This window comes from Pseudomonas sp. S4_EA_1b (assembly GCF_016307435.1).
Classification (GTDB): Bacteria; Pseudomonadota; Gammaproteobacteria; order Pseudomonadales; family Pseudomonadaceae; genus Aquipseudomonas; species Aquipseudomonas rhodesiae.
The window spans coordinates 96,969-112,194 of sequence record NZ_JAEILC010000089.1 but is presented as its reverse complement, the minus strand read 5'-3'; the positions used below and the strand labels follow the sequence as shown (position 1 = coordinate 112,194).

General features: G+C 60.6%; 14 protein-coding genes and 1 pseudogene. 10 read left to right on the top strand and 5 right to left on the bottom strand.

The genetic code is table 11. From position 1 onward, the window contains the following. Window positions 1-76: 76 nt before the first annotated feature. Window positions 77-826, bottom strand: a complete 750-nt coding sequence (locus YA0848_RS25250; protein ID WP_034113728.1) for an SDR family NAD(P)-dependent oxidoreductase — start codon at window positions 824-826, stop codon at window positions 77-79. A 98-nt stretch (window positions 827-924) separates the two neighbouring features. Here YA0848_RS25250 and YA0848_RS25245 point away from each other — a divergent pair, with 98 nt between their 5' ends. Next, window positions 925-1,284, top strand: coding sequence for a winged helix-turn-helix transcriptional regulator (locus YA0848_RS25245; RefSeq protein ID WP_034113730.1), 360 nt, complete (start codon window positions 925-927; stop codon window positions 1,282-1,284). Window positions 1,285-1,351: 67 nt separating this feature from the next. Here YA0848_RS25245 and YA0848_RS36755 read toward each other — a convergent pair whose 3' ends face one another. Both YA0848_RS36755 and YA0848_RS36750 read right to left on the bottom strand, forming a co-directional pair. Next, a complete protein-coding gene (locus tag YA0848_RS36755) occupies window positions 1,352-2,077 on the bottom strand; it encodes a methyl-accepting chemotaxis protein (protein ID WP_405045996.1) in 726 nt (241 codons plus the stop codon). A gap of 132 nt (window positions 2,078-2,209) precedes the next feature. Beyond that, window positions 2,210-2,965 (bottom strand): annotated as a pseudogene (locus tag YA0848_RS36750) (MCP four helix bundle domain-containing protein); the annotation flags it as partial. A gap of 158 nt (window positions 2,966-3,123) precedes the next feature. Between YA0848_RS36750 and YA0848_RS25235 the strand changes: the two are divergent. Both YA0848_RS25235 and YA0848_RS25230 read left to right on the top strand, forming a co-directional pair. Further along, complete coding sequence (locus YA0848_RS25235; protein ID WP_169902594.1) at window positions 3,124-4,332, top strand: multidrug effflux MFS transporter; 1,209 nt, start codon at window positions 3,124-3,126, stop codon at window positions 4,330-4,332. A gap of 100 nt (window positions 4,333-4,432) precedes the next feature. After that, entirely contained in the window at window positions 4,433-5,290 is an 858-nt protein-coding gene (locus tag YA0848_RS25230; protein WP_034097899.1) for an SDR family oxidoreductase, read from the top strand. A gap of 5 nt (window positions 5,291-5,295) precedes the next feature. On the opposite strand, the gene YA0848_RS25225 is transcribed toward YA0848_RS25230, so the two are convergent. Beyond that, window positions 5,296-6,210: a site-specific integrase gene (locus tag YA0848_RS25225; RefSeq protein ID WP_169902595.1), complete on the bottom strand. Its 915-nt coding sequence runs from the start codon at window positions 6,208-6,210 to the stop codon at window positions 5,296-5,298. Between the two features lie 108 nt (window positions 6,211-6,318). Beyond that, window positions 6,319-7,131 carry a M949_RS01915 family surface polysaccharide biosynthesis protein gene (locus YA0848_RS25220; protein ID WP_034097903.1) on the bottom strand — a complete coding sequence of 271 codons (813 nt, stop codon included), beginning with the start codon at window positions 7,129-7,131 and terminating at the stop codon, window positions 6,319-6,321. A gap of 403 nt (window positions 7,132-7,534) precedes the next feature. On the opposite strand from YA0848_RS25220, the gene arnC reads away from it, so the two are divergent. Genes arnC through YA0848_RS25185 form a run of 7 tightly spaced genes read left to right on the top strand, consistent with a single transcriptional unit; the run spans window position 7,535 to window position 15,223 of the window. Further along, window positions 7,535-8,566 (top strand): undecaprenyl-phosphate 4-deoxy-4-formamido-L-arabinose transferase, encoded by a 1,032-nt coding sequence (gene arnC, locus YA0848_RS25215; RefSeq protein ID WP_169902596.1) that lies wholly within the window; start codon window positions 7,535-7,537, stop codon window positions 8,564-8,566. After that, window positions 8,563-10,554 (top strand): bifunctional UDP-4-amino-4-deoxy-L-arabinose formyltransferase/UDP-glucuronic acid oxidase ArnA, encoded by a 1,992-nt coding sequence (gene arnA / locus YA0848_RS25210; RefSeq protein ID WP_169867798.1) that lies wholly within the window; start codon window positions 8,563-8,565, stop codon window positions 10,552-10,554. The genes arnC and arnA overlap by 4 nt, the downstream gene beginning before the upstream one ends. Further along, window positions 10,554-11,438, top strand: a complete 885-nt coding sequence (gene arnD, locus YA0848_RS25205; protein WP_169902597.1) for a 4-deoxy-4-formamido-L-arabinose-phosphoundecaprenol deformylase — start codon at window positions 10,554-10,556, stop codon at window positions 11,436-11,438. The genes arnA and arnD overlap by 1 nt, the downstream gene beginning before the upstream one ends. Beyond that, entirely contained in the window at window positions 11,435-13,090 is a 1,656-nt protein-coding gene (gene arnT / locus YA0848_RS25200; RefSeq protein ID WP_169867797.1) for a lipid IV(A) 4-amino-4-deoxy-L-arabinosyltransferase, read from the top strand. The genes arnD and arnT overlap by 4 nt, the downstream gene beginning before the upstream one ends. Further along, window positions 13,087-13,434: a 4-amino-4-deoxy-L-arabinose-phosphoundecaprenol flippase subunit ArnE gene (gene arnE, locus YA0848_RS25195; RefSeq protein WP_169902599.1), complete on the top strand. Its 348-nt coding sequence runs from the start codon at window positions 13,087-13,089 to the stop codon at window positions 13,432-13,434. Before arnT ends, arnE begins: the two co-directional genes overlap by 4 nt. Continuing rightward, window positions 13,431-13,832 (top strand): 4-amino-4-deoxy-L-arabinose-phosphoundecaprenol flippase subunit ArnF, encoded by a 402-nt coding sequence (gene arnF, locus YA0848_RS25190; protein WP_034097914.1) that lies wholly within the window; start codon window positions 13,431-13,433, stop codon window positions 13,830-13,832. Before arnE ends, arnF begins: the two co-directional genes overlap by 4 nt. After that, window positions 13,829-15,223: a UDP-glucose dehydrogenase family protein gene (locus tag YA0848_RS25185; protein ID WP_034097916.1), complete on the top strand. Its 1,395-nt coding sequence runs from the start codon at window positions 13,829-13,831 to the stop codon at window positions 15,221-15,223. The genes arnF and YA0848_RS25185 overlap by 4 nt, the downstream gene beginning before the upstream one ends. Window positions 15,224-15,226: the final 3 nt, after the last annotated feature.

Below are 15,226 nucleotides of genomic sequence, written 5' to 3'. Positions count from 1 at the left end.
ACATTATGCGTAACGTAATGTTACATAATCAGAGGCGATGCCCGTCACATTTCAACGGGCAAAACCCCTTGCTGTGTCAAACCTGAGCAAACCCGCCATCCACGAACATCTCGCTGCCGGTCATAAAACTGCTTTCGTCCGACGCCAGGAACAATGCGGCCGCTGCCACCTCTTCGGCTTGACCAATTCGGCCCAGAGGAACCTGCCCAGTCATGTCGTCAATGATCGCGTCTTTCTGACCGGTTCCGCTCAATGCCAGGTCCAGTCCGGGTGTCGAGATCGGTCCAGGAGAAATAACGTTGACGCGAATGCCTGTGCCTTTAAGGTCCAGCGCCCAACTTCTGGCGAAATTGCGCAGTGCCGCCTTGGTTGCGCTGTAAACGCTGAACGCTGGTGTTCCCATGGTGCCAGTCGTAGAACCGGTGAGCATGATCGAGCCGCCGGCGCTCATCAGTGGCAGCGCGTTTTGCACGGTGAACAGTGTGCCTTTGACGTTGATGCCAAACGTGCGGTCGAACGATGCTTCGGTAATTGAGCCGATAGGCTCGAAATCACCTAGGCCCGCATTGGCGAATAACACATCAATCCGACCCTTAGTCGCCTTGATCTGCGCGAAGATGCGTTCCAGATCATCCAGTTTGGCAATATCACCCTGAATGGCTATGGCGTGCGGGCCGATCAGGTCGAGCGCCTTGTCAAGTTCTTCTTGCCTGCGGCCGACGATAACGACCTGCGCGCCTTCCTGCGCAAAGCGAATCGCGCTCGCCAAGCCTATGCCGCTGTTGCCACCGGTGATGACTGCAATCTTGCCGTTGAGCCTGCTCATGTTGCACTCCAAGGTATGTGGAGGCACAACTGTAGATCCGGACTATTCTTTTGAATAGTATGCACCTTTTGGTAAGTACCCTATGGAGTGCCCGAATCATGGCTAATACGTCATTCAACTGCGGCCTTGAAGCTGCGCTCGCCGTGATCGGCGGCAAATGGAAACCGCTGGTTCTCTACAATCTGGCGAAGGATGTCCATCGCTACGGCGAATTGCGCCGCGCCATCGGTGGCGTGACCGATAAAGTGTTGATTCAGCAACTCAAGGAATTGGAGCGCGACGAGATCATCGTGCGAATCGATTTTCAGGAGATCCCGCCGAAGGTGGAGTACTCGCTGACACCGTTTGGCGAATCCTTGGCCATTGCATTGGGCACCTTATGTGCCTGGGGCACCGAACATATGCAGACGGTGGAACGTATCAGCCAGCGCCGTGCGGCCGCCCTCGCCCAGTCTTGAGCCCCCTCTTCTGGCATCCAACTCAACTAAATGACTATTTAGTTGAGTTAATCAATAGCGTACGAAATCAAAGCTGAAACCGATCCACCGACTGCGACAGCTTGCCGGCCAGGCTCGACAGCTCGTCCGTGGTCGACGCTGTCTGGCCTATCACACGACTGTTGTTCTCCGACATCCCGGCAATCATCTCCACCTGATGGGAGATTTCATTGCTGGCCAGGCTCTGTTCACTGATGGTGCGCGAAATGTCGTGCACCAGTTCCGTGGTGTTGAGGGTTGCCTGCAGGATCTCGCGAATGGCGCGTTCCACATCAGCGGTAACCGCCATGCCTTTGTCCACTTGAGCGACGCCCTCCTCCATGCTGGTTACCGCTTCCCGGGTGCTTTGCTGGATGCGCCCAACCATGCTGGCGATTTCCTGGGTCGACGCACTGGTACGCCCCGCAAGGCTGCGCACTTCATCGGCCACCACCGCAAAGCCGCGCCCCTGCTCCCCGGCCCGCGCCGCTTCGATGGCTGCGTTGAGGGCCAGCAGGTTGGTTTGGTCAGCGATGCCTTTGATCACTTGGATGATGCTGTAGATCGCCTCGGATTCCTTGTCCAAGGTGCGGATCACCTGGGCCGATTGCTGGGAGGAACGGGCGATACCGTCCATGTCGCTGACCACCTGGTGTATGACTCGCCCACCGTCCTTGGCCAGGGCTTCGGCCTGGTTGGCCATTTCCAGTGCGTGCCCGGCGTGGCGGGTGATTTCTTCGATACTGGCAGTCATTTCACTGGCGGCAGCGGCCATGGTGCTGGCGGCTGAACTTTGCTGCTGGCTGCTGTTGGCGACTTCATGACAGCCATGACTCAGTTGTTCGGTAACGCCGGTGATGCCGTGTGCGTTGCTGCGCACTACGTCGATCATGCCGCGCAAATCACGCTGCATGGTCGCCAGGCTGCGGATCAATGAGCTGGCTTCGTCCTTGCGATGCGGCTCGACAATGGTTTCGCTCAAGTTGCCCCGGGCGATGCTGGCGGCAATCCGGCTAGCGGACTGCAGTGGGCCCATGATGCTCAGCATCACCCAACGGCCTTGCGCCAGGAGCAACAACAGACTGGCAATCAGCACCGCACCTAGGGTGAAATTGGCGCTGCGAATTGTCTGTTGGGTGCTGGCGCCGGTTTGCTGGGTATTGCTTTCGATCAGCTCGCTCAGCGTTGCCAGTTGATCTTCCAGTTGGGTGAACGCTTTATTGAACGTTTCTAATTCGCCGCGAGCGGCTTCCGGGTTGTCCAGAGCCAGCACGACGATACGTTCGGCTGCGCTGATATAGGTATCGAGCGCGGGCTTGGTGCTTTCCAACTTGTTCCTGAGCGTCTCGTCCAACGGCAGCTTGAGGTTCTCTGCCAGCATCTGGCGAAAATGCTCCGCGTGCTCCTTGAGCGAACTGCTGACCTCGTCCTTGCTACTGGTGCTCTTACCCAGCCCGACCAACATGGCAGACAACACGTCGGCGCGCAGAGCGTCGTGCATCATGTCGGCTTCCATATGGTTGCGCAGCACCGTCATGCTGACCTCGTTTTCGCGCACGGCGTCGCTCATCCGAGCGTTTCCCAGGTAACTGACCAAGCTCATCAGCATGGCGGTCAACAATCCAGTCGCAATCAGCAGCATCAAGCGTAATTTGATCGTCATGCGGGTATCCCTGTGCCTGGAACGCCGGTTGAAAAGCCAACCGCCTGAGCGTCGTTAGTACCGTTATCGGCATCTTGTCCCTGTTATTGAAGCCTAAGTTTGCGGATCTGCGCGGATCCCTTAAGCTGAGCGGCCTTTGCTTGGCCCGGAATTGCTCCATGTCTCGACGTATTGCCCATCTCGCCCTGCTGCTGGGGTTGATCACCGCCATCGGCCCCTTCGCCATCGACAGTTACCTCCCTGCCCTCCCTACCCTGGGCGCGAGCCTGCACGCATCACCGGCGGCGGTGCAGATGAGCCTGACGGTGTTCTTTATTGTGATCGGCGTGTGCCAGCTGTTTTACGGGCCGATCAGCGATGTATTCGGGCGCAAGCCACCGATTTATGCCGGGTTGATGATTTTCGCGGTGGGCAGCATCGGTTGCGCATTGGCGCCGACCATTGAAGTGCTGATTGCCTTTCGCGCAATGCAGGCGTTCGGGGCCTGCGCCGGCATGGTGGTGCCCCGCGCCATTGTGCGCGACCTGTACACCGGCCATGAAGCCGCGCGGCTGATGTCCCTACTGATGCTGGTGATGAGTGTTTCGCCGATTCTCGCGCCGTTGGCCGGCAGCCTGGTAATTTCCCTGTGGAGCTGGCGCGAAGTGTTTGCCGTGCTGGCGGTGGTGGCTGTGCTGTGCCTGGTGATGACTGTCGTGCAATTGCCCGAGACTCACCCGGCGGAGCGCCGTCTGGGCAAAACCCTGGGCAGCGCCTTCAGCAGCTACGGCGGTTTGCTGCGTGACCCCGTATTCATGGGATTGTCGTTGGTGTGCGGCTTCGGGCTGGCCACGTTTTTCGTGTTTATCGGCAGCGCGCCGTTCGTGTACATCGAGCACTTCGGCCTGACGCCGACCCAATTCAGCCTGGCATTCGCCCTCAACGCCGCGTCGTTTTTCGCCATGAGCCAACTGACTGCGCGCCTCAGCGCACGCTTTGGTCTGGCGCCGCTGATTCGCAGTTCGGTGATCGGTGTGGCGGTGGTGATGAGCCTGCTGGCAATCACCACGCTGTGGTCCGGCAACCTGGCCTTGATGATGTCGCTGCTGTTTATCGGCTTTGGTTTTCTCGGCCTGCTATTGCCGGCGGCCGGCGTGCTGTCCATGGAGGACCACGGTGCCGTAGCGGGCTCGGCCTCGGCGCTGCTCGGGGCGATTCAAATGATCACCGGCGCGGTGTGCATGAGCCTGGTCGGTGTGTTCGCCGACCACACGCCAGCGCCGATGCTGGTGGGAATCGCACTGTGCGCCGTCGCGGCACTCCTCACGGTGCTGTGGACCTTACGCCGCTTGCCAGCGCATTTGGCGAGCGCCCCGCCCTCCTCCTGACAGGCACCATTCGTCGGGCTTGGCCGGCATCCATTACAACTATCGGCGGGCCGGAAAACACTAACTCCATAGCTGTTTCACACACCTATGGAGACCGACAATGACTGATTACCCACGCCCGCCGTTCGCCCCGCAAGCCCAAAGCGTTCCGGGTACCCAGAAGAAAATGGATCCGTACCCGGACTGTGGCGAACAGAGCTACAAGGGCTCCGGCCGCCTGGCCAACAAAATTGCCCTGATCACCGGCGCCGACAGCGGCATCGGCCGCGCAGTCGCCATCGCGTTTGCCCGTGAAGGCGCCGATGTGGCCATCGCCTATCTGGATGAGCACGACGACGCTCAGGAGACCGCGCGTTGGGTCGAAGAAGCCGGCCGTCAGTGCCTGCTGCTGCCCGGCGATATTGCGCAAAAAGCCACCTGCCAGGCGCTGGTGGACAAGACCGTTGAACAGTTCGGCCGTATCGACGTGCTGGTCAATAACGCCGCGTTCCAGATGAGCCATGAAACCCTCGAAGAAATCGAGGATGAAGAATGGGTCAAGACTTTCGATATCAACATCACCGCCATGTTTCGCATCTGCAAGGCGGCTTTGCCGCACATGAAGGCCGGCAGCTCGATCATCAACACCACATCGGTCAATTCCGACATGCCCAAGCCGACATTACTGCCCTACGCCGCCACCAAGGGCGCCATTGCCAACTTCACCGGGGGCCTGGCACAGATGCTCGGCAGCAAGGGGATTCGCGTCAACAGCGTCGCCCCTGGCCCGATCTGGACGCCGCTGATCGTGGCCACCATGACCGACGAGGATGTGCAGAATTTCGGCAGCGAAACCCCGCTGGGCCGCCCCGGACAGCCGGTGGAAGTGGCGCCGATCTATGTATTGCTGGCCTCGGACGAAGCCAGCTACATCTCCGGCTCGCGTTACGCCGTCACCGGTGGCAAGCCGATCCTCTGACCGTTCTACAAATCGAACCGATCCACTGCCCGCCGCCGCTCATTGTCGTCGCGAACGTCATAGCTGGCGGTGGTCTGGATATTGGTGTGGTGCGCCAGCTTCTGCGCAATCGACAGGTCATGCTCCTCGATCACTCGCGTGATGAACGAGCGGCGGAAGTCATGGGGCATGATCTTCACGCCGACCTGTTCGCCGCGTTGGCGGGCGATGTAGTAAATTGCGTGTTTGGTGATGCGTTCACGGGTGATATGACTGCCACGGCGGATGCGGTTAAACAGAAAGCTGTCATCCTCCTCGCCCTCCTTGAGCTGATCACGACGAAACGCCAGCCACGCCTGCAGTTTGGCGAAGGCCCAGTCCGGCGCGTATTTGACCAGTTCCTTATTGCCCTTGCCGATTACCCGCAGGCTGCGCTCGGCGAAGTCGACCTGCGCGAGGTCGAGGTTGACCGACTCCGATTTGCGCATGCCTGAGCCATAGAGAATGCCGATCACCGCGGCATCACGCAGGCCCTGGGGGCGTGGGTCGGCGGCGCAGGCTTCCATCATTTCGCGGATCAACGTTCGGCGCAGATTGCGGCCCTGACCCAGGCGCGTGCCGGCGGATGCCTTGACCGTGCGCATCTTCAGCAGGTGTTCCTGAGTGATCAGGCTCATGCGCCAGGCTTCATTCATCACCCCGCGTACGGCATTAACGTACAGCGATGAGGTGTTGGGCGCGTAACCGTCTTCGCGCAGCGCCGCCACCAGGGCGATGACATGTTCGGGTTGCAGCAGGTGCCAGTCGATCTCTTCAAGATTGATGTCTTCGAAGCCCAGGCGGTCGGCGGCGTCTTGCAGCACATAGCGCATGGTCAATTGGCTGGAAGGTGCCAGGCGGGTGAGGTAAAGGGTCAGGGGGTTGCGCAGAAACTCAGTCAATGTAATTCAGCCTTTGGATTAAATACCCCGATCAACTCATTGTTTCATCGAGGTATTTAGTGAATTGGCGAAGGCCGAGTCTAGCGCATGACCGGCCCTGGCACAAAATCACGGGGCGGTTTCTTCGTCGTCGGTGGGTTCCTGAGGCTGGGTCTGGGCCTGGCTCCACTCGGCGTCCTGTTTCTGCATCAGGGCAAACCAGTGCTGACGCATGAACGGTAAGTACGCCTGCGGTGCCTTGGCGAAATCCTTCTCGTCGCGGTAGCAGCCCGGCAATGGCAGCTCGGTGCCCTGCTCCTTGTATTGACTGACCAGCGCCTGTTGGCCGGCCACGCTACAGTCCTTGGGCAACGGCATACCGCGCAGCGCGCCAGCCTCTTCATCCCACCAAGCCGCGCCGTAGCGGTCGACGCCGCGCAGGCGGTACTTCTCGGATTTGCCCACATGCATGATCAGCTTGAATTCATTGGGGCTGACGTCGCTGGTGCAGGTCAGCGAATAGCCGACGACGGTCTGGGTGATGCCATCCCCGTTCAGGTCAGTGACTTTGGTGGCGGTTCGGTCGAAACGCAGGGCCGCATCGAATTGGCAGTGCTGCACATCGTCGTAGAGCATCCACATACGCTTGGGGCGTTTGCCGTCAATCAGGTACTGGGCGGCGTAGACAAATGCAGACTGGGTGCCGTCATCGTCCCGTTCGTTGAGCTGCTCGGCGAGTACCAGCAGGTTTTTGCCCTGGCGGTCGTCCCAGGTGTAGGCCGCGATCTGCTTGCCGCGTACTTCCACGCCTTCGGGCACCTGATCGATGCTGGTCAGCGCCACCCCGTCGTCGGCCCGCACCGTGGAAATACAGGCCACGCCCAACAACAACCCCATCAATACCGGCCGCAACTGGCCGCGTAAAAGCTGCACGCTATTCATCCGTCTGCCCTGGCAAGAGATGGCTTACTTTACCGGCACTTGAGCGCCAATGCAGAGAAGATTCTTCATGTGGCGCTGAACTGCCCATTGTGCTGTTCAGGGTGGAACCAAAGCCTTTTAAAATCGCTCCTATTCAACCGCTCAATAGAACCCGGACGCCCATGGGTGGCTTAGCTGAACCCTGGCTGTCTACCTGTCAAATAAACGAGTTTTTCATCCGGCTTTCATATTCGTTCCACATTTTTGCGCTTAATCTTGAACCCAGTACTTCATAGCAATCCGCGCTTTACCAGCTAACCTGTTGATTATGTTTCATCTTTAGCTGTGCATTAGTGCGCAATCGCCTTTGTTTTGCTGCTGCTTTAACGCTCCAAGCTGCGCTAACCCCCGAGGTCATGAATCTTTGAAACCCTACCCTATTAATTGCGTGTCGATCGTTATCCCGGTCTACAACGAACAAGACAGCCTGCCTGAGTTGTTGCGTCGTACCACGGCAGCCTGCAAGCAGTTGGCCTACGAATACGAAATCATCCTGGTGGATGACGGTAGCCGCGACAATTCCGCTCAATTGCTCGAAGACGCCGCCGCAGAGGATGGCAGCAACGTGGTCGCGGTGATCCTCAACCGTAACTACGGGCAGCATGCGGCGATCATGGCCGGGTTCGAGCAGTGCCGGGGCGAGGTAGTGATCACCCTGGACGCCGACCTGCAGAACCCGCCGGAAGAAATCCCGCGCCTCGTGGAACAAGCCGCCCTGGGCTACGACGTGGTCGCCACCGTGCGCAATAACCGTCAGGACTCCGCCTTCCGCCGCTGGCCATCGCGGCTGATCAACCTCGCGGTACAGCGCTCCACCGGGGTGGCCATGACCGACTACGGCTGCATGCTGCGCGCCTACCGCCGCACCATCGTCGACGCCATGCTCGCCTGCCGCGAGCGCAGTACCTTCATTCCGATCCTGGCCAACGGTTTTGCCCGCCACACTACCGAGATTCTGGTGCACCACGCCGAGCGCGAACACGGCGAATCCAAATACAGCGCCATGCGCCTGATCAGCCTGATGTTCGATCTGCTGACCTGCATGACCACCACCCCATTGCGCCTGCTGTCCATCGTCGGCTTCAGCCTGGCGGCGCTGGGCATGCTGTTTGCCTTTGCGCTGATCATCCTGCGCTTGGCCTTCGGCGCGCAGTGGGCCGGCGACGGCATGTTCGTGCTGTTCGCGGTGCTGTTCGTGTTCACCGGGGGCCAGTTCATCGGCATGGGCCTGTTGGGTGAATACCTGGGCCGCATGTACAGCGATGTGCGCGCCCGCCCGCGTTTCTTCATTGAAAAAGTGCTGCGCAACCAACCGGCGGCACCGGCGCCTGTGGTCGTCGTCGACGGCCTGGCGTCCTCCCATACTTCTACTTCTCCCGATCAGGTTCAGTCATGAGTTCAAAAGCCGTTGTATTTGCGTACCACGATATTGGATGTGCAGGCATCGAAGCGCTGCTCAATGCCGGTTACGACATCGCTGCCGTGTTCACCCATGCCGATGATCCCAAGGAAAACAATTTCTACGGCTCCGTGGCCCAGTTGTGCGCGCGCAACGGTATTCCCGTGCACGCGCCGGAAGACGCCAACCACCCGCTGTGGGTCGAGCGCATCGCCAAACTCAAGCCCGACTACCTCTTCTCGTTCTACTACCGCAACCTGCTGAGTGAAGCCCTGCTGGGCACTGCCAGCAAAGGCGCGTTCAACCTGCACGGTTCGTTGCTGCCCAAATACCGCGGCCGCGCGCCGGCCAACTGGGTGCTGGTCAACGGCGAAACCGAAACCGGCGTGACCCTGCACCGCATGGTCAAACGTGCCGATGCCGGCGCGATCCTGGCTCAGCAAAAAGTCACCATCGAGCGCAGCGACACCGGCCTGACCCTGCACGCCAAACTGCGTGACGCGGCCACCAGCCTTCTGCGTGACGCCCTGCCGCAACTGGTTGCGGGCAAGCTCACGGAGACCGCTCAGGACGACAGCCAGGCCACCTACTTCGGGCGCCGCACGGCCGCAGACGGCAAACTGGAGTGGAAAAAACCGGCTGAAGAACTGTTCAACCTGGTGCGCGCGGTCACGCAACCCTACCCTGGCGCCTTCTGCGCCGTGGGTGAGCACAAGCTCATCGTGTGGCAGGCCGAAGTGGTCAAGGGCAACCATGGCCTTGCGCCAGGCCGGGTGATCAGCGTCAATCCGCTGCGCATCGCCTGCGGTGAAGACTCCCTGGTGATCACGTTCGGTCAGCGTAACGACAACGGTCTATACCAGGCCGGCCCGTCCCTGGCCGATGAACTGGGCCTGGTGGACGGCTCCGTGCTGCGCGGCGCCGAATCCGGCCGTAAGCCACGCCGCACCCGCGTGCTGATCTTGGGGGTGAACGGCTTTATCGGTAACCACCTGTCCGAGCGCTTGCTGCGTGACGACCGTTACGAAGTCTACGGCCTGGACATCGGCTCCGACGCCATCGAGCGCCTGCGCAGCCACCCCAACTTCCATTATGTGGAAGGCGATATCAGCATCCACACCGAGTGGATCGAGTACCACATCAAGAAGTGCGACGTGGTCCTGCCGCTGGTGGCCATCGCCACGCCAATCGAATACACCCGCAACCCGCTGCGCGTGTTCGAGCTGGACTTCGAAGAAAACCTCAAGCTGGTGCGCTACTGCGTCAAGTACAACAAGCGCGTGATCTTCCCGTCGACCTCGGAAGTCTATGGCATGTGCCAGGACCAGTACTTCGACGAAGACACCTCCAACCTGGTGGTCGGCCCGGTCAACAAGCAACGCTGGATCTACTCGGTATCCAAGCAGCTGCTGGACCGCGTGATCTGGGCCTACGGCGACAAGGGCCTGAAGTTCACCCTGTTCCGCCCCTTCAACTGGATGGGCCCACGTCTGGACCGCTTGGATTCGGCGCGTATCGGCAGCTCCCGGGCAATCACTCAGTTGATCCTGAACCTGGTGGAAGGCACGCCGATCCGCCTGTTCGACGGCGGCGAGCAAAAACGCTGCTTCACCGACATCGCCGACGGCATCGAAGCCCTGGCGCGCATCATCGATAACGATAATGACGCGTGCAACGGCCAGATCATCAATATCGGCAACCCGGAAAACGAAGCCAGCATCCGCCAGTTGGGTGAAGAGCTGCTGCGCCAGTTCGAGGCCCACCCGCTGCGTGGCAACTTCCCGCCATTCGCCGGTTTCCGCGATGTCGAAAGCAAGGCGTTCTACGGCAACGGTTACCAGGACGTGGCGCACCGCAAACCGAGCATCGAAAACGCCAAGCGCCTGTTGAACTGGGCACCGACCGTGGAGATGAGCGAAACCATCGGCAATACCCTGGACTTCTTCCTGCGTGAAGCAATGCTCGAACAGGCGGACAAGCGCTGATGCAGGCAGGTCTTCGCATCGACGTCGACACCTACCGTGGCACCCGCGAAGGCGTGCCACGGTTGCTCGAATCCCTGGATGAAGCCGGGGTAAAAGCGACGTTCTTCTTCAGCGTCGGCCCGGACAACATGGGGCGCCACCTGTGGCGCCTGATCCGCCCGCAGTTCCTGTGGAAGATGCTGCGCTCCAACGCCGCCGGCCTGTACGGCTGGGACATTCTGCTGGCCGGCACCGCCTGGCCAGGCAAGCCCATTGGCCGCGACCTGGGGCATTTGATGCGCCAAGCCAAGGCCGCCGGGCATGAAGTCGGCCTGCACGCCTGGGACCACCATGGCTGGCAAGCCAATACCGGGCGCTGGAGCGAGGCGCAGTTGGTCGAGCAGATTCGGCGCGGCGTGGACACCTTGAGCGACATCCTTGGCGAGCCCATCGATTGTTCCGCGGCCGCCGGCTGGCGCGCCGATGAGCGCGTGGTGCAAGCCAAGCAGGGCTTCAACTTTCGCTACAACAGCGATTGCCGGGGTACCAGCCTGTTTCGGCCGACACTGGCCGATGGCAGCGCGGGCACGCCACAAATTCCGGTGGACCTGCCGACCTTCGACGAAGTGGTCGGGCCGGTGGTGGCCGCCAACGACTTCAATCGCTACATCCTTGATCGCTTCGCCGCGTCGAAGCTCAACGTTTACACGATCCATGCAGAAGTAGAAGGGATTCTGATGGCTAACGATTTTCGCCAGCTGCTTGCCCAGGCAAAGCAGCGCGGCATCGACTTCACACCTCTGGGCGACTTGTTGCCCACCGATCTGACCCGCCTGCCCCAGCAACAGCTGGTGCGTGGCGCGTTGAGCGGCCGCGAGGGGTGGCTGGGAGTGCAGCAGGCATGATGCGCCGGTGGGCGCTGCCCCTGCTCCTATTGGCATTCGTGCTGTGTTACCTGGCGCCGCTGGCCACCCATGGCCTGTGGATTCCCGACGAGACCCGCTATGCGCAGATCAGCCAGGAAATGCTGCTGACCGGTAAATGGGCCGCGCCGCACTTTATGGGCATCCGCTACTTCGAAAAACCGGCCGCCGGCTATTGGATGATCGCACTAGGCCAGGCGATGTTCGGGCAGAACCTGTTTGGCGTGCGTTTCGCGTCTGCCTTGAGTACCGGCCTGAGCATCCTGCTGGTGTATCTGGTAGCGCGCCGCCTGTGGAATGACCCGCGCAAAAGCCTGGTCAGCACCTTGCTGTATATGAGTTTTGTCAGTGTGGCGGCCCTGGGCGGTTACGCCAATCTCGACCCGCAGTTCACCTTTTGGGTCAACCTGACCGGCGTAGCTTTGTGGTTTTGCTTCGACAGCCGTACCCGCAACGGGCGCCTGGGCGCGTGGGCACTCTTGGGCTTTGCCTGCGGTATGGGCTTTATGACCAAGGGGTTTCTCGCCTGGCTGCTGCCGGTATTGATCGCCCTGCCCTACGCGCTGTGGCAGAAACGCTTACGCGAGCTGCTCGGTTACGGCCTGGTAGCGGTGCTGGTGGCAGTGGCCGTCAGCTTGCCGTGGGCGCTGGCCGTACATCTGCAAGAACCGGACTTCTGGCACTTCTTCTTCTGGCACGAGCATATCCAGCGCTTCGCCGGCGAAGATGCCCAGCACGCCGAGCCATTCTGGTACTACCTGCCCTTGTTGGTCGGCTTCAGCCTGCCGTGGGTGGCGCTGTTGCCCGCCACCGTCAAACAGGCCTGGCTGGAGAAACGCACGGCTTCTATCGGCTTCCTGTTGCTGTGGCTGCTGATGCCCTTGGCGTTTTTCAGCCTGGCCAAAGGCAAGTTGCCCTCCTACATCATGCCGTGCCTGTTGCCGCTGGCGCTGCTGATGGGCCATGCGCTGGCTGAAAAACTAGCCCAGGGTCGTGGCCGTGCGCTGCGCGTCAATGGCTGGCTGAACCTGGTATTGGGCATCGTGGCGTTGCTGGCATTAAGTTGGTTCCAGCTGAAAAAGCCGGTGTATGAGCACGGTACCGAAACCCTGAGCCTGGTACTGGTCTTCGTACTGCTAATTGGCTGGATCTTCGCCAACCTGCTGCAAGCGGCACGCCCGCTGCACCTTTGGGCGGCGCCGGCCATCGGCAGCTGGTTGCTGGTAGCCCTGGCCCCGGCGGCCTTGCCCCACTCGGTGGTTTATAACAAAACCCCGGATCAGTTCATCATCGATCACCTACCGGAACTGAAACAGACCGGCGCCCTGCTGAGCAATGACCTGGGCGCCGCGTCGGCCTTGGCCTGGCGGGTCAAGCGTGCGGACGTGACCCTCTATAACACCGTCGGCGAAGTCAAATACGGCTTGGCCTTCGCTGATGCAGCCCATCACAAGGTCGACATGGCTCAGGTCCAGCAATGGATGAACGACGCGCGCAAACGCGGCGCGGTCGGCGTGGTGATGCGGGTTAAGGGTGACGACGAAGTCGCCGAAGTGAACCTGCTGCCTCAGGACGGCAAGCGCTATGAGCAAGGCAATCTGGTGATTCTGATCTTCCCGCAGGTCTCGTCATGATCACTCTATTGCTGCTATTGGCCGCTTGCTTGCTGACCTGCATGGGCCAGGTCTCGCAGAAATTCGCCGTGGAAGGCTGGCGTGACCAGCCGCCCGGTTGGGCACTGAGGCTGCGTTCGCCGTGGTTGTGGTCCGCACTGCTGTGCCTGGGCTTCGGACTATTAGTGTGGCTGCTGGTGTTGCAACGCCTTGAGGTGGGCATCGCTTACCCGATGCTCAGCCTGAATTTTGTGTTGGTCACCCTGGTGGCGCGCTTTGTGTTCAAGGAGCCCATTGATACTCGGCACTGGCTGGGCGTCGCGCTGGTGATCGCCGGCGTAGTGTTGCTGGGGCGTCAGGTATGAGCCGGGCGCGCGGATTTGCCCTGGCCTTGGGCAGCGTCGGTCTGGTCAGCGTGGCCCAGTTGGGCATGCGTTGGAGCATGACGCGTTTACCGCTGCCCCATGAATGGCTCAATGCGCAGATCGATCTCGCAGCCCTCGGGGTGGTGTTTCTGGCGATCTGTGCCTATGCCCTGTCGATGCTTTGCTGGTTGGTGGCCCTCAAGCACCTGCCGCTGGGGCGGGCCTATTCGCTGCTGAGCATCAGCTACGCGCTGGTGTATCTGCTGGCGGCCGGCCTGCCGGTGTTCAACGAACATTTTTCGCTTTCGAAAACCCTCGGGGTGGCATTTGTCATCCTGGGTGTGCTGGTTATCAACTCTCGTCGCACTTGCTCTACAAGTCCCAGGAATGCCCCATGAAAATCAGCGTATTTGGTAGTGGTTACGTCGGCCTGGTGCAGGCCACTGTGTTGGCCGAAGTCGGTCATGATGTGATCTGCATGGACGTCGATCAAAACAAGGTCAAGCAGCTGCAGCAAGGCCATGTGAGCATCTTCGAGCCGGGGCTGGCCGCGATGGTCAAGGAGAACCTCGAAAGCGGACGGCTGCATTTCACCTACGACGAGAAACTCGCCGTCGAACACGGTGAAGTGCTGTTTATCGCGGTGGGCACGCCGTCGGATGAAGACGGATCGGCCGACCTCAAGTACGTGCTGTCGGTGGGTGACGCGGTGGCACGCCATCGAATCGAGCCGGTGATCCTGGTGGAAAAATCCACCGTGCCCGTAGGCACTGGCGACACCCTGCGCGCGCATATCGAGAAAGCCTTGCACCTGGCCGGGCGCAGTCTGGAATTCGATATCGTCTCCAACCCTGAATTCCTCAAGGAAGGCTCGGCGGTGACCGACTGCCGCCGCCCGGACCGGATCATCATCGGCTGCGAGCGTGAAGAAGTGCGCGAGGTGATGCGCGAGCTGTACGCGCCGTTCAACCGCAACCACGACCGCATCATATTTATGGACCTGCGTAGCGCCGAGCTGACCAAATACGCCGCCAACTGCATGCTGGCCACCAAGATCAGCTTTATCAACCAGATCGCCGAGCTAGCCGAGCACCTGGGCGCCGACATCGAAGCCGTGCGCCTGGGCATCGGCGCCGACTCGCGCATCGGCTACCACTTCATTTACCCCGGCTGTGGCTACGGTGGCTCGTGCTTCCCCAAGGACATGCGCGCGCTGATCCACAGTGCCAAGCAAGCCAACTGCTCCAGCGATCTGCTGGAAGCCGTCGAGGCGATCAACCAGCGTCAGAAGAGCAAGCTGTACGAGCGCATCAATGCGTTCTTCAAAGGCGAGCTGCGCGGCAAGACTTTCGCCTTGTGGGGCCTGGCGTTCAAGCCCAACACCGATGACATGCGCGACGCCCCCAGCCGCGTGCTGATGGAGGCCTTATGGGCCGCCGGCGCCCAGGTGCGCGCCTTCGACCCGGAAGCGATGCAGGAAACCCAGCGCATTTACGCCGATGAAAGCCGCCTGATGCTGATGGGCACGCCGGAATCAACCCTTGTGGGCGCCGATGCGCTGATCGTCTGCACCGAATGGCAGCAATTCAAGGCGCCGGACTTCGACCTGATCCACCAGCGCTTGAAAACCCCGGTGATCTTCGATGGCCGTAACCTCTACGACGGCGAGCGTCTGGCGCGCAAAGGCTTCCAGTACTTCCCGATTGGGCGCGGCGACTCCTGCCAACTGCCGATTCCCCAGCAGCAATGGCTGCCAGCGCTTGAGCTGGCGAAGGTCGCGGAAGCCTGAGAC